Raw genomic sequence first — 18,309 nt, forward strand, 5'->3', positions numbered from 1 at the left:
ATAAATGTCATTTTTAAGTTTAATTAATATATTTGGCGAATTGGTTTCAAATATTGTACGGCTTGCTGCGTGAAATCTCGCCGTGAATTTTATCGGTATTATTCAACCCAGCTATGACTCATCCGTCGTCACCGCTCAAAATGTCACCAAAACTTCCCGCGATCTCTTAACCCCGTTGTGGCATAATGCGCGCCAAATCACATTCCCTATGTATAAAGAGCGAGCGCTGTGTTAAGCACCAACAACATCACCATGCAGTTCGGCAGCAAGCCGTTGTTTGAAAACATCTCTGTTAAATTCGGCGGCGGCAACCGTTATGGCCTGATCGGCGCCAACGGCTGCGGCAAGTCCACCTTTATGAAAATCCTCGGCGGCGATTTGGCGCCGACCGGCGGCAACGTGTTCCTCGATCCGAACGAGCGCCTGGGTAAACTGCGTCAGGATCAGTTCGCCTTCGAACAGTACAGCGTGCTGGACACCGTGATCATGGGCCACACCGAGCTGTGGGCGGTGAAGGAAGAGCGCGACCGCATCTACGCCATGGCGGAGATGAGCGAAGAAGACGGCTATAAAGTGGCCGACCTGGAAGTCGCCTACGGCGAGATGGACGGTTACACCGCCGAAGCGCGCGCCGGCGAACTGCTGCTTGGCGTCGGCATTCCGGTGGAACAGCACTATGGCCCGATGAGCGAAATCGCGCCGGGCTGGAAGCTGCGCGTGTTGCTGGCGCAGGCGCTGTTCTCCGATCCGGAAATCCTGCTGCTCGACGAACCGACCAACAACCTGGACATCGATACCATTCGCTGGCTGGAGCAGGTGCTGAACGAACGCAACAGCACCATGATCATCATCTCGCACGACCGTCACTTCCTGAACATGGTCTGCACCCACATGGCGGATCTGGATTACGGCGAACTGCGCGTTTATCCGGGCAACTACGACGAATACATGACCGCCGCCACCCAGGCGCGTGAACGTCTGCTGGCCGACAACGCCAAGAAGAAGGCGCAGATCAACGAGCTGCAATCGTTCGTCAGCCGTTTCAGCGCCAACGCCTCCAAATCCAAGCAGGCCACCTCGCGCGCCCGCCAGATCGACAAGATCCAGCTGGAAGAAGTGAAGGCCTCCAGCCGCCAGAACCCGTTCATCCGTTTCGATCAGGACAAGAAGCTGTTCCGTAACGCGCTGGAAGTGGAAGCGCTCACCAAGGGCTTCGACAACGGCCCGCTGTTCAGCAAGCTGAACCTGATGGTGGAAGTGGGTGAGAAGGTTGCGGTGCTGGGCGCCAACGGCATCGGTAAAACCACCCTGCTGAAAACGCTGGTGGGCGACGCGCAGCCGGACAGCGGCAGCGTGAAGTGGTCGGAAAACGCCCGTATCGGTTACTACGCGCAGGATCACGAATACGAGTTTGACGATACCCTGACCGTGTTCGACTGGATGAGCCAGTGGAAGCAGGAAAAAGACGATGAGCAGGCGGTGCGCAGCGTGTTGGGCCGTTTACTGTTCAGCCAGGACGACATCAAGAAGAAAGTGAAGGTGCTGTCCGGCGGTGAGAAGGGCCGCATGTTGTTCGGCAAGCTGATGATGCAGCGCCCGAATATTCTGGTGATGGACGAACCGACCAACCACCTGGATATGGAATCCATTGAATCGCTGAACATGGCGCTGGAGATGTACGAAGGCACGCTGATCTTCGTCTCCCACGACCGTGAGTTCGTCAGTTCGCTGGCGACGCGCATTCTGGAAATCACCCCGAACAAGGTGATCGACTTTACCGGCAACTACGAAGACTATCTGCGCAGCCAGGGCATCGTGTAACCCTCGCGGCAACGCATCAGGGCGGGAATTATCCCGCCCTTTTTTTATCCGTCATTCCCCGCCGCACACCTCGCAGTGCGGATCCTTCGGCAGTTTCATCTCGCGGAACTGCATGCTCATCGCATCGAACATCAACAGCTTGCCGCGCAGCGGCTGACCATAGTCGGCCAGCAGCTTGATGGCCTCCATCGCCTGCAGGGTGCCGATAGTGCCGACCAGCGGCGCCATCACGCCCGCTTCGACGCAGGTGAGGGCGCTGTCGCCGAACAGCCGGCTCAGGCAGCGGTAGCAGGGCTCGCCCGGCTGATAGGTGAACACGCTGAGCTGGCCTTCCATGCGGATCGCCGCGCCGGAAACCAGCGGCCTCTGCTGCGCGTGGCACAGGCGGTTCAGGGCATCGCGCGCCGCCACGTTGTCGGTGCAGTCCAGCACCAGATCGCAGGCGGCGATCTCTGCCGCGACCGCGTCATCTTCCAAACGGCAGTCGATCGCGTCGATGCGGATATGCGGGTTGATGGCGTTCAGTTCCCGCTTGGCGGAAGCGACCTTGCTCTGGCCGATGCGATCGTCGCGGTGCAGGATCTGGCGCTGCAGGTTGGAGAGCGAGACGGTGTCGAAATCCACCAGCACCAGATGGCCGACGCCGGCCGCTGCCAGATATGGCGCGGCGGCGCAGCCCAGCCCGCCCAGCCCGGCGATCAGCACGCGGGCGGCCTTCAGCTTCTCCTGGCCGTCGAAGTCAAAGCCGCGCAGCACGATCTGGCGGTTGTAGCGCAGCGCTTCGGCGTCGGTCAATTCCGGCAGCATGCTCAGCTCCTCAGCAGGGCGTTGAACGGCTCGATCTCCACCGTTTCGCCTACCGCCACCGAACCGCGTTCGCGCTCCAGCACGATGAAGCAGTTGCCCTGGCTGTAAGAGCTGAAGACGTGCGAGCCCTGGTGGCCGGTGGTGCTGACCTCCAGTTCGCCCGCGGCGTTGCTGCTGAACACGCCGCGCTGGAAATCGAGGCGGCCCGGCGATTTCTTCAGCGGGGTCAGCGCCCGTGCGCGCAGGCGCGGCGGCAGGCGCCAGTCGCTGTGGCCGGCCAGCTTCGCCAGCAGCGGTTGCACCAGTTGGTAGAAGGTCAGGGCGGCGGAAACCGGGTTGCCCGGCAGGCCGCAGAACCAGGCGTGGCCCAGCTTGCCGAAGGCGAAGGGTTTGCCGGGTTTGATCGCCAGCTTCCAGAAGCTGACCTGGCCCAGTTCGTCGAGCATTTGTTTGGTGTAGTCGGCCTCGCCGACCGAGACGCCGCCGCTGCTGATGACCACGTCGGCCTGGCTGTCCGCCCGTTCGAAAGCGGCGCGCAGCGCATCGCGATCGTCGCGGATAATGCCGAGATCGAGCACCTCGCAGCCCATCTGCTCCAGCATCAGGCGCACCGCGAAGCGGTTGGTGTCGTAGATTTGGCCCGCCTGCAGCGGCTGGCCGACCGGCTGCAGTTCGTCGCCGGTGGAGAACACCGCCACCTTCAGCTTACGCATCACCTGCACCTCGGCGACGCCAAGCGAAGCCAGCAGCGGCAGCTGTGCGGCGCCCAGCTTCACGCCGGCCGGCAACACGCTCGCGCCGCGGCGAATGTCTTCACCCGCCAGACGGATATTCTGGCCGGCTTCAACCGGCGCGGAAAAACGCACGCCCTGGTCGCTCACCTCGGCCTGCTCCTGCATCACTACCGCGTCCGCCCCGGCCGGGATCGGCGCGCCGGTCATGATGCGCACGCAGCTGTTGGTCGGCCATTGGCCGTCGAACGGCGCACCGGCGAAGGCCTTACCGGCGACCGGCAGCGGCGCATTGGCCGCCAGATCGGCGAGGCGCAGCGCATAGCCGTCCATCGCCGAGTTGGCGAACGGCGGCACGTCGAGCGGTGAGACCACTGGCGCGGCGGTGATGCGGCCGGCGGCGGCGGTCAGGGCGACGGATTCGGTCTGCTGCAGTGGGGCGATCTGCCCGAGCATTTTTTCCAGCGCTTGCTCCAGGGAAATGAGATCGGAAGTATGGCAATGATCCATAAAGGGAACTCCGTAATCAGGGGGGCGCTAAAATAGCGACAAAGTGCGGGTATTATGGCAGAGAACGCCGGGGGGGAGAACGGGTTATGCCCGCCATCTTTCGCACTGCGGTGATGGGGCGATCGGGTATAAACTGCGTAAAACAGAGGAGAATCATGATGCATAAACAGGTTATCGACTTCTGGTTCGACGAGATCGAACCGATCATGTGGTTCAAAAAGGACGACGATTTCGATCGTCTGCTGCACAGTCGTTTCGGCGAAATCTGGCGCGCGGCGGCGGCGGGGGAATTGGCGCACTGGCGCGACACCATCGAGGGGCGCCTGGCGGAGGTGATCGTGCTCGATCAGTTCAGCCGCAACCTGTTCCGCGGCACGCCGCAGTCGTTCGCCTGCGACGGCATGGCGCTGATCCTGGCGCAGGAGGCGATCCGCAGCGGCGAGTGCGAACGGCTGAGCCGCGAGCAGCGCGGTTTCCTTTATCTGCCGTTCATGCATTCGGAATCGCCGCTGATCCACCAGCAGGCGCTGGTGCTGTACACCGAGCTCAATAACGGCGACCAGCTGGAGTTCGAGCTTCGGCACAAGGCGATCATCGATCGTTTCGGCCGCTACCCGCATCGCAATGCGATATTGGGGCGCACCAGCACGCCGGAAGAAGAGGCTTTTTTACAGCAGCCCGGATCGGGTTTTTAATCTCGGATCATCTGCGCCCGGCCGGGGAAAAAACAGCAGGCCGGGCGCCGCAATAAGCGTTATTCAGCGCGAACGTTTATTTCCTTACGCCATGCCGCTATTTCCGCACGCGGAATTACCAATAATCTCGGCCGTACGATCGGCGGTTTACGGCTTTTTATAACCTGCTGTTTTTATTCCAATAAGCTATTTCAAGGTGCGAAACGGTCTAAGCGGACTACGCTAAAAGCGGGACGTGGACGTTATGCTGTACTTCCACTGTAGGACTAAATAGAGTCGAAAAAGACTGAATAATAATGATACCGCGCTCAGCTTATTCGCTGCGCAACGGCGGGATTAACACAGGGTGTCAGGCAAATGAGCAAACCAGTGATTGCCATTCATGGCGGCGCGGGCGCAATTACCCGGGCGGCGCTGAGTGCGGAAAAAGAACGGCAGTATATCCAGGCGCTGTCCGAGATCGTGACCGCCGGGCAGGCGATACTGGCGCAGGGCGGCAGCGCGCTGGACGCGGTGACCGAAGCGGTGCGGCTGCTCGAAGAGTGCCCGCTGTTCAACGCCGGCAAAGGCTCGGTGTTTACCCATCAGGGCACTCACGAACTGGACGCCTGCGTGATGGACGGCCGCACCTGCGATGCCGGCGCCGTCGCCGGCGTCAGCCGCATCCGCAACCCGGTGCTGGCGGCGCGCGCGGTGCTGGAAAACAGCGAACACGTGCTGTTTGCCGCCGAAGGCGCCGAGAAGTTTGCCGCCGCCCACGGCCTGGAAATGGTTACCCCTGACTTCTTCTTTACCCAAGAACGTTTCGATCAGCTGCACCGCGCCCAGGCGGAGCAGGGCCGGGTATTGCTCGATCACGACGGCGCGGCGCAGGCCGGCGATCCGCTCGATCCCGATCGCAAATTCGGCACCGTCGGCGCGGTGGCGCTGGATGCGCTGGGCAACCTCGCCGCCGCCACTTCGACCGGCGGCATGACCAACAAGCAGGCCGGGCGGGTAGGCGACACGCCGATTATCGGCGCCGGCTGCTATGCCAACAATGCCACCGTGGCGGTTTCCAGCACCGGCACCGGCGAAATCTTCATGCGCGGCGTGGCGGCCTATGACGTCTCCGCCCTGATCGAATACGGCGATCTGAGCCTGCAGGCGGCCAGCGATCGGGTGGTGATGGAGAAGCTGCCGGCCCTCGGTGGCAGCGGCGGCATGATCGCCGTCGATCGCCACGGCAATATCGCGCTGCCGTTCAACTGCGAGGGGATGTATCGCGGTTTTGGCTATGTCGGCGATGCGCCGTCCGTCGGGATTTACCGCTAAGCGTTCACCGGGAGGGTGCATGACCGACGTTTTACTTCGACCCGCCGCCAGCGGCGGGCCGTCATTGCCGCCGCAGCGGGTGCTGACGGTGCGCGATCTGAGCATCAGCTTTCCTCAACCGGACGGCGCCGTAGAAGCGGTGCGCAACCTGTCGTTCGATCTCGATCGCGGCGAGACGCTGGCGATCGTCGGTGAGTCCGGCTCCGGCAAATCGGTCACTTCGCTGGGGCTAATGCGGTTGGTGGAGCAGGGCGGCGGGCGCATCGTCAGCGGCGCCATGACGCTGCGCCGGCGCGACGGCACGCTGCTCGATCTGGCGCAGGCCTCGCAGAGCACGCTGCGCACGGTGCGCGGCGCCGACATGGCGATGATCTTCCAGGAGCCGATGACTTCGCTCAACCCGGTATTTCCGGTCGGCGAGCAGATCGCCGAATCGCTGCGCCTGCATCAGGGCATGGATCACCGCAGCGCGCGCCAGGAGGCGCTGCGCATGCTCGATCTGGTGCGTATTCCGGAGGCCAAAGAGGTGCTGGGGCGCTACCCGCACCAGCTTTCCGGCGGCATGCGCCAGCGGGTGATGATCGCCATGGCGCTCTCCTGCAAGCCGGCGCTGCTGATCGCCGATGAGCCCACCACCGCCCTCGACGTCACCATTCAGGCGCAGATCCTGCAGCTGATCCGCGTGCTGCAACGGGAGATGCAGATGGGGGTGATCTTCATTACTCACGACATGGGCGTGGTGGCGGAGATAGCCGACCGGGTGCTGGTGATGCGCCGCGGCGAGCAGGTGGAACAAAATCGGGTGCGCGAGCTGTTCGCCGCGCCGCAGCAGGCCTATACCCGGGCGCTGTTGGCGGCGGTGCCGAAGCTGGGGGCGATGGCCGATCGGCCGCTGCCGGCGAAGTTTCCGTTGCCGGGCGGCGAGGGGGATACGGCGCCGCAGGATACCGTGCCGCCAGACGCCGCGCCGATCCTGCAGGTGGAGCATCTGGTCACGCGTTTTGATCTGCGCGGCGGGTTGTTCAATCGGGTCACTCGCCGGGTGCACGCGGTGGAAAACGTCAGTTTCGATCTTTACCCCGGCGAGACGCTGGGGCTGGTGGGCGAGTCCGGCTGCGGCAAGTCCACCACCGGGCGCTCTTTGCTGAAGCTGGTGGACAGCCAGAGCGGCACCATCACCTTCGCCGGGCGGCGGATAGATCAGTTGAAGGGGCCGGCCCTGCAGCACCTGCGGCGCGATATTCAGTTCATTTTTCAGGATCCATACGCTTCGCTTGATCCGCGTCTGACGGTCGGTTTTTCCATCATGGAGCCGCTGCTGGTGCACAACGTGATGCGCGGCCGCGAGGCGGAGCAACGGGTGGCCTGGCTGCTGGAGCGCGTCGGCCTGCTGCCGGAGCATGCGCGCCGCTACCCGCACGAATTTTCCGGCGGCCAGCGCCAGCGCATCTGCATCGCGCGCGCGCTGGCGCTGAACCCGAAAGTGGTGATCGCCGACGAGGCGGTGTCGGCGCTGGACGTGTCGATTCAGGCGCAGATCGTCAATCTGCTGCTCGACCTGCAGCGCGAGTTCGGCGTCGCTTTTCTGTTTATTTCACACGACATGGCGGTGGTGGAGCGCATCAGCCACCGGGTGGCGGTGATGTACCTCGGGCAGATCGTCGAGATCGGCCCACGGCAGGCGGTGTTCGACAACCCGCAGCACCCTTACACCCGCAAACTGATGGCGGCGGTGCCGGTGGCCGATCCCGCCCACGCCCACAAACGGCAGCCGCTGCCGGCCGATGAGATCCCGAGCCCGGTGCGCGCGCTGGGCGATGAACCCGTTACCGCACCGCTGGTGCAGGTTGGCGCCGGGCACTTTGTCGCCCGCCACCCGATCGCCGGTGCTTTTTAAAGACCTCAGGAGAGACAAGCGACATGAAGCACACATTCAAACGCAATGCGCTGTTGGCCGCCGTACTGCTGGCGGCGGGAACCGGCCCGGTCTGGGCGGCGAAGGACGCGGTGATCGCCGTGGCCTCCAACTTCACCACCCTCGATCCTTACGACGCCAACGATACGCTGTCGCAGGCGGTGGCCAAGTCTTTCTATCAGGGGCTGTTCGGCTTCGACAAGGACATGAAGCTGGTGAACGTGCTGGCGGACAGCTATGAGGTCAGCAAAGACGGCCTGACCTACACCGTCAAACTGCACCAGGGGATTAAATTCCACGACGGTACCGCGTTCAACGCCGAGGCGGTGAAGGTAAACCTCGATCGCGCCAGCAACCCGGACAGCCACCTCAAGCGCTACAACCTGTTCAAGATGATCGACAAAACCGAAGCGGTGGACGCCAATACGGTGAAGATCGTGCTGAAAGCGCCGTTCTCGGCGTTCGTCAACAACCTGGCGCACCCGGCGGCGGCGATCATCTCGCCGGCGGCGCTGAAGCAATACGGCAAGGAGATCGGTTTCCACCCGGTCGGCACCGGGCCGTATCAGTTCGTCACCTGGAACCAGACCGATTTCGTCAAGGTGAAGAAGTTCGACGGCTACTGGCAGCCGGGGCTGCCGAAGCTCGACAGCATCACCTGGCGCCCGGTGGTGGATAACAACACCCGCGCGGCGATGCTGCAAACCGGCGAGGCGACCTTCGCCTTCCCGATCCCTTACGAGCAGGCCAAGGTGCTGGAAGGCAACGCCAAGCTGGACGTGGTGGCCGCCCCGTCGATCCTGCAGCGTTACATCAGCATGAACGTCACTCAGAAGCCGTTCGACAACCCGAAGGTGCGCCAGGCGCTGAACTATGCCATCAACAAGGACGCGCTGATCAAAGTGGCGTTCGCCGGGTACGCGGTGCCGGCGGAAGGGCCGGTGCCGCCGGCCATTGACTTCGCCGCCCGCTATAAGCCGTGGCCGTACGATCCGGCCAAGGCGCGCGAGCTGCTGAAAGAGGCCGGCTACCCGAACGGCTTCACCACCACCCTGTGGTCTTCCCACAACCACAGCACCGCGCAGAAGGTGCTGCAGTTCACCCAGCAGCAGCTGGCGCAGGTGGGGGTAAAAGTGACGGTGACGGCGATGGATGCCGGGCAGCGCGCGGCGCAGGTGGAGAGCGTCGGGGTGAAAGACACCGGCGTGCGGCTGTTCTACACCGGCTGGTCGGCCTCGACCGGGGAAGCGGACTGGGCGCTGTCGCCGCTGTTCTCCACCCAGGCGGCGCCGCCGAAGCAGTTCAACACCGCGTTCTACAGCAACCCGCAGGTGGACAAGGATCTGACCGACGCGCTGGCGACCACCGATCGCGCCGAGAAGCAGAAACTGTATCAGGACGCGCAGGATCGCATCTGGGCCGATGCGCCCTGGATCTTCCTGGCGACCGAACGTCTGTTGTCGGCCAACAGCAAACAGCTGAGCGGTTTCTACGTGATGCCGGATACCTCGTTCAACTTTGATAACGCCGATCTGAAATAAGGCGCCCATCCCCGCCTGCGGCCAAGCGTCGGCGGGCGGGGGAAGGAATGAGATGCTCAATTATTTTCTGAAACGACTGCTGGGCCTGATCCCGACGCTGCTGATCGTGGCGGTGCTGGTGTTCCTGTTTGTCCACCTGTTGCCGGGCGATCCGGCGCGGCTGGCGGCGGGGCCGGAGGCCGACGAGGCGGTGGTGCAGCTGGTGCGCAAGGATTTGGGGCTGGATCAGCCGCTGCCGCAGCAGTTCGCACACTTCTTCGTCAACGCGCTGCGGGGCGACTTCGGCATCTCGATGGTGTCCAAGCGCCCGGTGAGCGAAGAGATCGCCTCGCGCTTTATGCCGACCTTTTGGCTGACCGTCACCAGCATGCTGTGGGCGGTGGCGTTCGGCCTGGCGATCGGCGTGGTGTCGGCGGTGTGGCGCAACCGCTGGCCGGATCGCCTCGGCATGACGCTGGCGGTGTCGGGGATCTCGTTCCCGGCCTTTGCGCTAGGTATGCTGCTGATGCAGGTGTTCTCGGTCGAACTGGGGTGGCTACCGACGGTGGGCGCCGACAGCTGGCGACACTACATTCTGCCTTCGATCACCCTGGGGGCGGCGGTGGCAGCGGTGATGGCGCGTTTCACCCGCGCTTCGTTCGTCGAGGTGCTGCAGGAAGACTACATGCGCACCGCGCGCGCCAAGGGCGTGCGGGAAAGCGTGGTGGTGATGAAACACGGCCTGCGCAACGCGATGATCCCGGTGGTGACCATGATGGGGCTGCAGTTCGGCTTCCTGCTCGGCGGTTCGATCGTAGTGGAGAAGGTGTTCAACTGGCCGGGGTTGGGGCGGTTGCTGGTGGACTCGGTGGAGATGCGCGATTACCCGGTGATCCAGGCCGAGGTGCTGCTGTTCTCGCTGGAATTCATCCTGATCAACCTGCTGGTGGATATGCTGTACGCGGCGATCAACCCGGCGATTCGTTATCAATGAGGACGCGGCATGATTAAGCATTGGCGGCGCAACGCCGCACTGAAGGCGATGCCGCTTATCGATCCCAATGCGGTACGCACGCCGTGGGGCGAGTTTTGGCGGCGTTTTCGCCGCCAGCGGGCGGCGCTGGTCGCCGGTCTGTTGGTGCTGCTGCTGATTGCGGCGGCGCTGCTGGCGCCTTATCTGGCACCGTTCGATGCGGAAAACTATTTCGATTACGATCGGCTGAACGAGGGGCCTTCGCTGATGCACTGGCTGGGCGTGGATTCTCTCGGGCGCGATATCTTCAGCCGCATCCTGATGGGCACGCGCATTTCGCTGGCGGCCGGGGTGTTCTCGGTGCTGGCGGGCGGGGCGATCGGCACCCTGCTGGGGCTGCTGGCCGGCTACTATGAGGGCTGGTGGGATCGCCTCACCATGCGCGTCTGCGATGTGCTGTTCGCGTTTCCCGGTATTCTGCTGGCGATCGGCGTGGTGGCGATCATGGGCAGCGGCATGGCCAACGTGATCGTCGCGGTGGCGATCTTCAGCATTCCGGCCTTCGCCCGCCTGGTGCGCGGCAATACGCTGGTGCTGAAGCACCTGACCTATATCGAATCGGCGCGCAGCATCGGCGCCTCGGACTGGACCATCATCCTGCGGCACATTCTGCCGGGCACTCTGTCTTCGATCGTGGTCTATTTTACCCTGCGCATCGGCACCTCGATCATCACCGCCGCCAGCCTGTCGTTTCTGGGCCTGGGCGCCCAGCCGCCGACGCCGGAGTGGGGGGCGATGCTCAACGAGGCGCGCGCCGATATGGTGATCGCGCCGCACGTGGCGATCTTCCCCAGTCTGGCGATATTCATCACCGTGCTGGCGTTCAACCTGTTGGGCGACGGACTGCGCGACGCGCTCGATCCTAAGCTGAAGGGATGATGCTTTAACGTATGGCGCATATTTGAACGGGCTCAAATGACGTCTCAATGCTACTATCGTTCAATAAACCGTGTTGTTTGCACGAAAATGAGTGAGAGAGGTGCCGATGCCAGTAAAACAACGAACGACGCAAAGTGTGACCATGACGGTGGAACGCAGTTTGTTGAGCCGTGCGCGTGAGGCGGGGATTAATCTCAGCGCGACGCTAACTGCTGCTTTAGATGCTGAGTTACGTCAGCATGAGAGGATAAAATGGCAGGAAGAAAACCGAGAGGCGCTTGAAGCGCTTAACCGATTTAATGATGAGCATGGTTGCTTTAGCGACGAATACAGGACGTTTTAGCGATGCAATTTACGGTGTATGCGAATAGGGGGAACAGCGCGGTTTATCCCCTGCTGCTTGATGTGACGAGCGATATCATTGGGCAATTAAATCGTCGAGTTGTGATCCCTTTGTTGCCCGTTGAAAAATACCCTGGGAGTACGCGACCGGAACGCTTGATCCCGTTGATCAGATTGATTGATGACAACGAGTACGCCGTGATGACATATGAAATGGCCAGCATCCCGGTTCGGGCTTTGGGGGCCGAGTTTTGTGATGTTTCCCAGTATCGGACCAGGATAAAAGCCGCCATCGACTTTCTTCTTGACGGTATTTGAAGAAATCCGGGCGCTTTAATAACCGCCCGGATTTTTTTATCAGCGGAACAGGTGCTCGGCGTGGAAGCGCAGGTGATCTTCCACGAAGGTGGCGATGGTGAAGTAGCTGTGATCGTACCCCGGCTGAATGCGCAGCGTCAGCGGCCAGTCGCGCTGGCGCGCCAATTCGGCCAGCCGCGCCGGCTGCAGCTGATCGGCCAGGAACTGGTCGTCGTCGCCCTGGTCGATAAGGACCGGCATTTTTTCCGCGCCGCTGGCCAGCAGATGGCAGCTGTCGTACTGCAGCCACTGGCTTTCGTCGCTGCCCAGATAGGCGGTGAACGCCTTGCGGCCCCACGGCACCTGGCACGGGTTAACGATCGGCGCGAACGCCGATACCGAGCGGAAGCGCTGCGGATTGCGAAACGCCATTATCAGCGCGCCGTGGCCGCCCATCGAGTGGCCGAAGATCGACTGACGATCGCTGACGCTGAAGTGCTGTTCGATCAGCGCCGGCAGTTCGGCGCTGATGTAGTCGTACATGCGGAAGTGGCGATCCCACGGCGCCTGGGTGGCGTTCAGGTAGAACCCGGCGCCCTGGCCCAGATCGTAGCCTTCGTCGTTCGGCACTTCGTCGCCACGCGGGCTGGTGTCCGGCATCACCAGCACCAGGCCCAGCTCGGCGGCGATGCGCTGCGCGCCGGCTTTCAACGTGAAGTTCTCGTCGTTGCAGGTCAGCCCCGACAGCCAGTACAGCACCGGCGGCGGGTTGTCATCGCGCGGCGGCGGCAGGTAGATGCTGAATGTCATGTTGCAATTCAGGCTCTGCGCCGCGTGGCGATAGCGCTGCTGCCAGCCGCCGAACATGCGGTGCTCTTCGAGAAGTTCCAATGACAACGTCATCTCTGCCTCCTGGCTTATTGGTCGAAGTGGATGACGGAACGGATCGATTTGCCTTCGTGCATCAAATCGAACGCTTCGTTGATCTGCTCCAGCCCCATGGTATGGGTGATAAAGTCGTTCAGCGCGAATTCACCGTCCAGATAGCGTTCGACGATGCCCGGCAGCTGCGAACGGCCCTTGACGCCGCCGAACGCCGAACCGCGCCAGACGCGGCCGGTGACCAGTTGGAACGGACGGGTCGAGATCTCTTCGCCCGCGCCTGCGACGCCGATGATCACCGATTCACCCCAGCCCTTGTGGCAGCACTCCAGCGCGGAACGCATCACGTTGACGTTGCCGATGCACTCGAAGGAGAAATCGACGCCGCCGTCGGTCAGCTCGACGATCACGTCCTGAATCGGCTTGTCATAGTCTTTCGGGTTGATCAGATCGGTAGCGCCCAGCTTGCGTGCCAGATCGAACTTGCTGGTGTTGATGTCGATGCCGATGATGCGGCCCGCGCCGGCCATCTGCGCGCCGATGATCGCCGACAGGCCGATGCCGCCCAGGCCGAAGATCGCCACGGTGTCGCCCGGTTGCACTTTGGCGGTGTTCATCACCGCGCCCATGCCGGTGGTCACGCCGCAGCCCAGCAGGCACACTTCTTCCAGCGGCGCTTCCTTGTTGATTTTCGCCAGTGAGATTTCCGGCACCACGGTGTACTCGGAGAAGGTGGAGGTGCCCATGTAGTGGAAGATCGGCTTGCCATCCTTGAAGAAGCGGGTGGTGCCGTCCGGCATCAGCCCTTTGCCCTGGGTGGCGCGGATCGCCTGGCACAGGTTGGTCTTGCCGGATTTACAGAATTTGCACTCGCCGCACTCCGGGGTGTAGAGCGGGATCACGTGATCGCCGACTGCCACGCTGGTGACGCCTTCACCGACCGCTTCCACCACGCCGCCGCCCTCGTGGCCGAGGATCGCCGGGAACACGCCTTCCGGATCTTTGCCGGACAGGGTGTAGGCGTCGGTGTGACAAACGCCGGTGGCGACGATCCGCACCAGCACTTCGCCTTTTTGCGGTGGCATCAGCTCGACTTCTTCGATCTTCAGCGGCTGGTTCGGGCCCCAGGCAACGGCGGCGCGGGTTTTGATCATCTCCATCATAGTCTCCTCAGTGGTTTTCTTTTTAAATCAGGCGATATCGACAACGTCTGATAAATCGTTGGGGGTGCTTTCATCAACAGCGGCGGTTTCCGTCTGTTCAATAATCAACTCTTTCAGCGCGCGCACGTTCGGGCCGAACGCGTCGCGGCGCCACAGCAGCCAGGTGGCGGTGTCGGCCACGTCCGGCGGCAGGGGGTGAACCCGGACCCGCTCATGACCCGGCAGCAGGCTCAGCACCGAATGCGGGATCATCGCCAGCCCGGCGCCGCTGGCGACGCAGGCCAGCATGGCGTGATAGGACTGGATCTCCATAATTTGCCCCGGCCGTGCGCCTTCGCGCTTGAACCAGGCCTCCAGCCGCAGGCGGTAGGAGCAGCTGGCGCGAAAGGCGAACAGCGTCTCGCCATTGGCGTCTTTGGCGCTGTGGATCGGCGCGTGATCGAGACAGGAGATCACCACCATATGTTCAGGATAGGCGATGCAGCCGTTCAGCTCGTCATAGGGTACCGGGCCGTCGACCAGCGCCGCGGCCAGCGTGCCGGCGCGCACCCGATCGGCGATTTCGCCGGAGGTGCCGGTGGTCAGCGACAGCGAAACCTGCGAGAAGCGCTGGTGGTAAGCCGCCAGCAGCGAGGGCAGGCGGGTAGCGGCGGTGCTCTCCATCGAGCCGAGGGCGAAGTTGCCCGCCGGTTCGCCGGCGTGGGTGATGCTCATCGCCTCGTCGCTCAGCGCCAGGATGCGGTTGGCGTAGCACAGAAAGTTATGGCCCATCGGCGACAGGCGCAGGCGCTGTTTTTCGCGGATAAACAGATCGGCGCCCAGCTCCTGTTCGAGCTGGCGCAGTCGGGTGGTCAGATTCGACGGCACGCGGTGCAACTGCTCGGCGGCGCGGGCGACCGAGCCGGTTTCCGCTACGCAGCAGAACATGCGAAGCTGGGTCAGATCCATAATATTCTCGTTTCGTGATGAACTTGATTAGTATTATTCAGTTTTTGTGAGTTTAATACTGCGGCATGATACTGGCAACTTTCTTTTAACCTTTTGGATGCCGATATGGCTTTACGTATTGCCTTGAGCGGTTTTGCCGCGCTGATCGTTGCGATGGGCATTGGCCGCTTCGCTTTCACCCCCCAGGTGCCGCTGATGATCGCGGAACACCAGTTCACACTGACCGGCGCCGGGCTGGTGGCGGCGATCAACTATTTGGGCTACCTGTGCGGCGCCTACGACGCGATGCGCGCCACGCGCCACGTCGAGCGGCGCCTGTGGCTTGGCGTGTGGGGCGCGGTGGCGCTGACGCTGCTGTCGGCGCTGGCGCAGGATGAATGGACGCACGGCGCGCTGCGCTTCGTCATCGGCTGGGCCAGCGGCTGGGCGATGGTGCTGGTGGCGGCCTGGACCAATGAGCGGTTGGCGCACTACGGCCGGCCGGCGCTGAGCGCGGCGGTGTTCGCCGGGCCGGGCGCCGGTATCTTCCTCAGCGGCATGCTGGCGGTGGGCATCAACACGCTGGGGCTGACGGCGGCGCAGGCCTGGCTGGTGTATGGCGTGCCGGCGCTGGCGTTGGTGGGGGCGATTAGCGCCTTTCTGCCGCGCAGCGGCGAGCTGCATCGCCCGGACGTGGCCCCGGAACCGCTGCTGCTGACGCCGGCGCTCAAACGCCTGGTGTGGAGCTACAGCCTGGCCGGGTTCGGCTACATCCTGCCGGCGACGTTCTTGTCGCAGATGGCGGCGGCGCGTTTTCCCGGCAGCCTGTTCGCGCAGTTCGTCTGGCCGGTGTTCGGCGGCGCGGCGGTGCTGGGGATCGTTATCGGCATTTTGACCCGCCATCGGCTGACCACCCAGAGCCGGCTGGCGATCACGCTGTGGATACAGGCGCTGGGCGTGCTGAGCGCCGAAGTGGTGCCGGGCGTGGCCGGCCTGGCGCTCGGGGCGTTGCTGACCGGCGGCGGCTTCCTCTGCGTGGTGCAGCTCGCCCTTCAGCACGGCCGTGAACTGGCGTCGCGCCATGCGCGCTACATGGCCGGGTTGCTGACCACCGGTTATGCGATCGGCCAACTGGTCGGGCCGATGCTGTCGGCGCTGTCGACCGCCTTGACCCATCGACTGGAGCCGGCGCTGTACGTGGCGGTGGCGGCGCTGTTGGTGGCCGGTGCGCTGGTGGTGAATACCCCGGCGCGGCGGTTGGCGCAAAAAACGGCGATGCGGTGATTGAAATCCATACAAAAAGCGTGGAATCCCGCAGCCGGCCTGATTGTGCTAAATGCGAATATTTCACCTGCGGATGAAGCACAATCACTGGATAATCGCCGCGCTCTCATCTACAGTGGGGGCAAAATCTTGACCGGGTTCACGTTATCCACCACGAAAACTCTGCCGTCACGAGAGCAAGCAATTCGCTGGCCGCACGCCCTACCAGGCCGCCGGCGGGTTCCGTCCGCAGGAGAACAAATACATGACATCATTAAGTAAAGAAGCCGCGCTGGTGCATGCGGCGCTGGAAGAGCGTGGTCTGGAGACGCCGCTGCGCGGGGAAGTGCTGGATCGCGAAACGCGCAAGCGCCGCATCAAAGAGCACATGACCGAAATCATGCAGCTGCTGAACCTCGATCTGTCCGATGACAGCCTGGCGGAGACGCCACATCGCATCGCCAAAATGTATGTCGACGAGATCTTCTCCGGGCTGGACTACGCCAACTTCCCGAAAATCACCGTTATCGAGAACAAGATGAAGGTGGATGAGATGGTGACGGTGCGCGATATCACGCTGACCAGCACCTGCGAACACCACTTCGTGACCATCGACGGCAAGGCCACCGTGGCCTATATCCCGAAAGACTCGGTGATCGGCCTGTCGAAGATCAACCGCATCGTGCAGTTCTTCTCCCAGCGTCCGCAGGTGCAAGAGCGCCTGACCCAGCAGATCCTGGTGGCGCTGCAGACCCTGCTCGGCACCAATAACGTGGCGGTATCGATCGATGCGGTCCATTATTGTGTCAAGGCGCGCGGCATCCGCGACGCGACCAGCGCCACCACCACCACTTCGTTGGGGGGGCTGTTCAAGTCCAGCCAGAATACCCGCCAGGAGTTCCTGCGCGCGGTGCGTCATCACCAGGGGTGATGGCGTTGCGGGGCGACCCGCACGACGACAACAGGCGCCTGCGGGCGCCTTTTTCATGAGCGGAAGACAGCGATAAAAAATGAACAGTCATCCTCTGCCGCGCATCGCCACGCTGGACTGCGTGCGCGGCATCGCCATCCTCGGCATTTTATTGCTGAACATCAGCGCCTTCGGCTTGCCGAAGGCCGCCTACCTCAACCCGGCCTATTTGGGCATGCCGTCATCGCGCGACGCCTGGACCTGGGCGCTGCTCGATCTGTTCGCCCAGGCCAAGTTCCTGGCGATGTTCGCGCTGCTGTTCGGCGCCGGGCTGCAAATGCTGCTGCGGCGCGGCAAAAGCTGGATCCGCGCGCGGCTGTCGTGGCTGCTGCTGTTCGGCCTTGCGCACGCCATCTTCCTGTGGGACGGCGACATTCTGCTGGCCTACGGGCTGATCGGCCTGGTGTGCTGGCGCATGATCCGCGAAGCCAAAGAAACCTTCCAACTGCTGAAAACCGGCGTGGTGCTGTATTTGATCGGCGTGGCGGTGCTGCTTTTGCTCGGCTTCGTCTCGCACGGTGAGCCGGGCAGCTTCTGGCAGCCGGGCGCGGCGGAGCTGCAGTACGAGAAGTTCTGGAAGCTGCAGGGCGGTTTCGAAGCCTGGCGCAGCCGCGCCGATCTGCTCTCGTCCAGCCTGCTGGCCATCGGCGCGCAGTATGGCTGGGAGCTGGCGGGGCTGATGCTGTTCGGCGCCGGGCTGATGCGCAGCGGCTGGCTGCGCGGCAGTTATTCCTCCGGTTATTATTTGCGGCAGGCGGCGTGGCTGCTGCCGCTTTCGGTGCTGATCCAGCTGCCGGCGGTGGCGCTGCAATGGCAGGTGCATTGGGACTATCGCTGGAGCGGTTTCCTGCTGCAGGTGCCGCGCGAGCTGGGCGCCCCGCTGCAGGCGATGGGCTATCTGGCGCTGTGTTACGGTTTCTGGCCCGCGCTGTCGCGCATGCGCATCGCCCACTGGCTGACCCTGGTGGGGCGCATGGCGTTGAGCAACTACCTGCTGCAAACGCTGATCTGCACCACGATGTTTTATCGCTTTGGCCTCTATGAGCAGTTCGACCGGCTGCAGCTGTTGGCGTTCGTGCCGCTGGTCTGGCTGGCCAACCTGGCGTTTTCCGCACTGTGGCTGCGTTACTTCGAACAGGGACCGATGGAATGGCTGTGGCGCAGGCTGACGCAGCTGGCCGCCGGCGAAGCGGAACCCAAAACGCGGAAGTGAGCGCCCGCCGGCAGGTTAAAAAAATGT

17 protein-coding genes are annotated in these 18,309 nt (G+C 62.9%); 12 read left to right on the forward strand and 5 right to left on the reverse strand.

Translation table 11 applies throughout. From position 1 onward, the window contains the following. Positions 1-228 precede the first annotated feature (228 nt). On the forward strand, positions 229-1,821 hold the full coding sequence (locus SSARUM_RS07375; RefSeq protein ID WP_033646804.1) for an ABC-F family ATPase: 1,593 nt from the start codon (positions 229-231) through the stop codon (positions 1,819-1,821). 51 nt (positions 1,822-1,872) lie between these two features. Here SSARUM_RS07375 and moeB read toward each other — a convergent pair whose 3' ends face one another. Both moeB and moeA read right to left on the reverse strand, forming a co-directional pair. Continuing rightward, complete coding sequence (gene moeB / locus SSARUM_RS07380) at positions 1,873-2,628, reverse strand: molybdopterin-synthase adenylyltransferase MoeB (RefSeq protein WP_039566848.1); 756 nt, start codon at positions 2,626-2,628, stop codon at positions 1,873-1,875. Positions 2,629-2,630: 2 nt separating this feature from the next. Then, positions 2,631-3,869, reverse strand: a complete 1,239-nt coding sequence (gene moeA, locus SSARUM_RS07385; RefSeq protein WP_039566846.1) for a molybdopterin molybdotransferase MoeA — start codon at positions 3,867-3,869, stop codon at positions 2,631-2,633. 158 nt (positions 3,870-4,027) lie between these two features. On the opposite strand from moeA, the gene SSARUM_RS07390 reads away from it, so the two are divergent. From SSARUM_RS07390 to SSARUM_RS07425, 8 genes are all read left to right on the forward strand, one after another. Continuing rightward, positions 4,028-4,564 (forward strand): DUF924 family protein, encoded by a 537-nt coding sequence (locus SSARUM_RS07390; protein WP_033646798.1) that lies wholly within the window; start codon positions 4,028-4,030, stop codon positions 4,562-4,564. A 357-nt stretch (positions 4,565-4,921) separates the two neighbouring features. Further along, complete coding sequence (locus tag SSARUM_RS07395) at positions 4,922-5,878, forward strand: isoaspartyl peptidase/L-asparaginase family protein (protein WP_033654974.1); 957 nt, start codon at positions 4,922-4,924, stop codon at positions 5,876-5,878. Between the two features lie 19 nt (positions 5,879-5,897). Next, positions 5,898-7,775 (forward strand): dipeptide ABC transporter ATP-binding protein, encoded by a 1,878-nt coding sequence (locus SSARUM_RS07400; RefSeq protein ID WP_060429780.1) that lies wholly within the window; start codon positions 5,898-5,900, stop codon positions 7,773-7,775. Positions 7,776-7,798: 23 nt separating this feature from the next. Continuing rightward, positions 7,799-9,334 (forward strand): glutathione ABC transporter substrate-binding protein GsiB, encoded by a 1,536-nt coding sequence (gene gsiB / locus SSARUM_RS07405; RefSeq protein WP_033646792.1) that lies wholly within the window; start codon positions 7,799-7,801, stop codon positions 9,332-9,334. 52 nt (positions 9,335-9,386) lie between these two features. After that, positions 9,387-10,307: a glutathione ABC transporter permease GsiC gene (gene gsiC / locus SSARUM_RS07410; RefSeq protein ID WP_033637716.1), complete on the forward strand. Its 921-nt coding sequence runs from the start codon at positions 9,387-9,389 to the stop codon at positions 10,305-10,307. A 9-nt stretch (positions 10,308-10,316) separates the two neighbouring features. Beyond that, positions 10,317-11,225 carry a glutathione ABC transporter permease GsiD gene (gsiD, locus tag SSARUM_RS07415; RefSeq protein ID WP_019454428.1) on the forward strand — a complete coding sequence of 303 codons (909 nt, stop codon included), beginning with the start codon at positions 10,317-10,319 and terminating at the stop codon, positions 11,223-11,225. Positions 11,226-11,331: 106 nt separating this feature from the next. Beyond that, positions 11,332-11,568, forward strand: coding sequence for a type II toxin-antitoxin system CcdA family antitoxin (locus SSARUM_RS07420; RefSeq protein WP_039566839.1), 237 nt, complete (start codon positions 11,332-11,334; stop codon positions 11,566-11,568). A gap of 2 nt (positions 11,569-11,570) precedes the next feature. After that, the gene (locus SSARUM_RS07425) at positions 11,571-11,885 is read left to right on the forward strand and encodes a CcdB family protein (protein WP_019454426.1); all 315 of its coding nucleotides are present in this window, start codon (positions 11,571-11,573) and stop codon (positions 11,883-11,885) included. 39 nt (positions 11,886-11,924) lie between these two features. On the opposite strand, the gene fghA is transcribed toward SSARUM_RS07425, so the two are convergent. From fghA to ptrR, 3 genes are read right to left on the reverse strand one after another with little or no spacing between them, the layout of a single operon-like run. Then, positions 11,925-12,767 carry an S-formylglutathione hydrolase gene (fghA, locus tag SSARUM_RS07430; RefSeq protein WP_033654970.1) on the reverse strand — a complete coding sequence of 281 codons (843 nt, stop codon included), beginning with the start codon at positions 12,765-12,767 and terminating at the stop codon, positions 11,925-11,927. A gap of 14 nt (positions 12,768-12,781) precedes the next feature. Then, a complete protein-coding gene (locus SSARUM_RS07435; RefSeq protein ID WP_033637718.1) occupies positions 12,782-13,906 on the reverse strand; it encodes an S-(hydroxymethyl)glutathione dehydrogenase/class III alcohol dehydrogenase in 1,125 nt (374 codons plus the stop codon). Between the two features lie 30 nt (positions 13,907-13,936). Beyond that, positions 13,937-14,857, reverse strand: coding sequence for a putrescine utilization regulator PtrR (gene ptrR, locus SSARUM_RS07440; protein ID WP_033654969.1), 921 nt, complete (start codon positions 14,855-14,857; stop codon positions 13,937-13,939). Positions 14,858-14,962: 105 nt separating this feature from the next. Here ptrR and SSARUM_RS07445 point away from each other — a divergent pair, with 105 nt between their 5' ends. The 3 genes from SSARUM_RS07445 to yeiB all read left to right on the forward strand — a co-directional run bounded on the left by SSARUM_RS07445 (position 14,963) and on the right by yeiB (position 18,282). Continuing rightward, on the forward strand, positions 14,963-16,120 hold the full coding sequence (locus SSARUM_RS07445; protein ID WP_060387473.1) for a YbfB/YjiJ family MFS transporter: 1,158 nt from the start codon (positions 14,963-14,965) through the stop codon (positions 16,118-16,120). A gap of 244 nt (positions 16,121-16,364) precedes the next feature. Further along, complete coding sequence (gene folE / locus SSARUM_RS07450; protein ID WP_004938969.1) at positions 16,365-17,030, forward strand: GTP cyclohydrolase I FolE; 666 nt, start codon at positions 16,365-16,367, stop codon at positions 17,028-17,030. 79 nt (positions 17,031-17,109) lie between these two features. Further along, positions 17,110-18,282 (forward strand): DUF418 domain-containing protein YeiB, encoded by a 1,173-nt coding sequence (gene yeiB, locus SSARUM_RS07455; protein WP_060429782.1) that lies wholly within the window; start codon positions 17,110-17,112, stop codon positions 18,280-18,282. Positions 18,283-18,309: the final 27 nt, after the last annotated feature.

Origin of the sequence: Serratia sarumanii, assembly GCF_029962605.1 — a bacterium.
Taxonomy (GTDB): domain Bacteria; phylum Pseudomonadota; class Gammaproteobacteria; order Enterobacterales; family Enterobacteriaceae; genus Serratia; species Serratia sarumanii.

Coding starts and splice junctions, on each gene's coding strand:
- moeB (WP_039566848.1), bottom strand. CDS start 2,628: ATGCTGCCGGAATTGACCGACGCCGAAGCGCTGCGCTACAACCGCCAG.
- moeA (WP_039566846.1), bottom strand. CDS start 3,869: ATGGATCATTGCCATACTTCCGATCTCATTTCCCTGGAGCAAGCGCTG.
- SSARUM_RS07390 (WP_033646798.1), top strand. CDS start 4,028: ATGCATAAACAGGTTATCGACTTCTGGTTCGACGAGATCGAACCGATC.
- SSARUM_RS07395 (WP_033654974.1), top strand. CDS start 4,922: ATGAGCAAACCAGTGATTGCCATTCATGGCGGCGCGGGCGCAATTACC.
- SSARUM_RS07400 (WP_060429780.1), top strand. CDS start 5,898: ATGACCGACGTTTTACTTCGACCCGCCGCCAGCGGCGGGCCGTCATTG.
- gsiB (WP_033646792.1), top strand. CDS start 7,799: ATGAAGCACACATTCAAACGCAATGCGCTGTTGGCCGCCGTACTGCTG.
- gsiC (WP_033637716.1), top strand. CDS start 9,387: ATGCTCAATTATTTTCTGAAACGACTGCTGGGCCTGATCCCGACGCTG.
- gsiD (WP_019454428.1), top strand. CDS start 10,317: ATGATTAAGCATTGGCGGCGCAACGCCGCACTGAAGGCGATGCCGCTT.
- SSARUM_RS07420 (WP_039566839.1), top strand. CDS start 11,332: ATGCCAGTAAAACAACGAACGACGCAAAGTGTGACCATGACGGTGGAA.
- SSARUM_RS07425 (WP_019454426.1), top strand. CDS start 11,571: ATGCAATTTACGGTGTATGCGAATAGGGGGAACAGCGCGGTTTATCCC.
- fghA (WP_033654970.1), bottom strand. CDS start 12,767: ATGACGTTGTCATTGGAACTTCTCGAAGAGCACCGCATGTTCGGCGGC.
- SSARUM_RS07435 (WP_033637718.1), bottom strand. CDS start 13,906: ATGGAGATGATCAAAACCCGCGCCGCCGTTGCCTGGGGCCCGAACCAG.
- ptrR (WP_033654969.1), bottom strand. CDS start 14,857: ATGGATCTGACCCAGCTTCGCATGTTCTGCTGCGTAGCGGAAACCGGC.
- SSARUM_RS07445 (WP_060387473.1), top strand. CDS start 14,963: ATGGCTTTACGTATTGCCTTGAGCGGTTTTGCCGCGCTGATCGTTGCG.
- folE (WP_004938969.1), top strand. CDS start 16,365: ATGACATCATTAAGTAAAGAAGCCGCGCTGGTGCATGCGGCGCTGGAA.
- yeiB (WP_060429782.1), top strand. CDS start 17,110: ATGAACAGTCATCCTCTGCCGCGCATCGCCACGCTGGACTGCGTGCGC.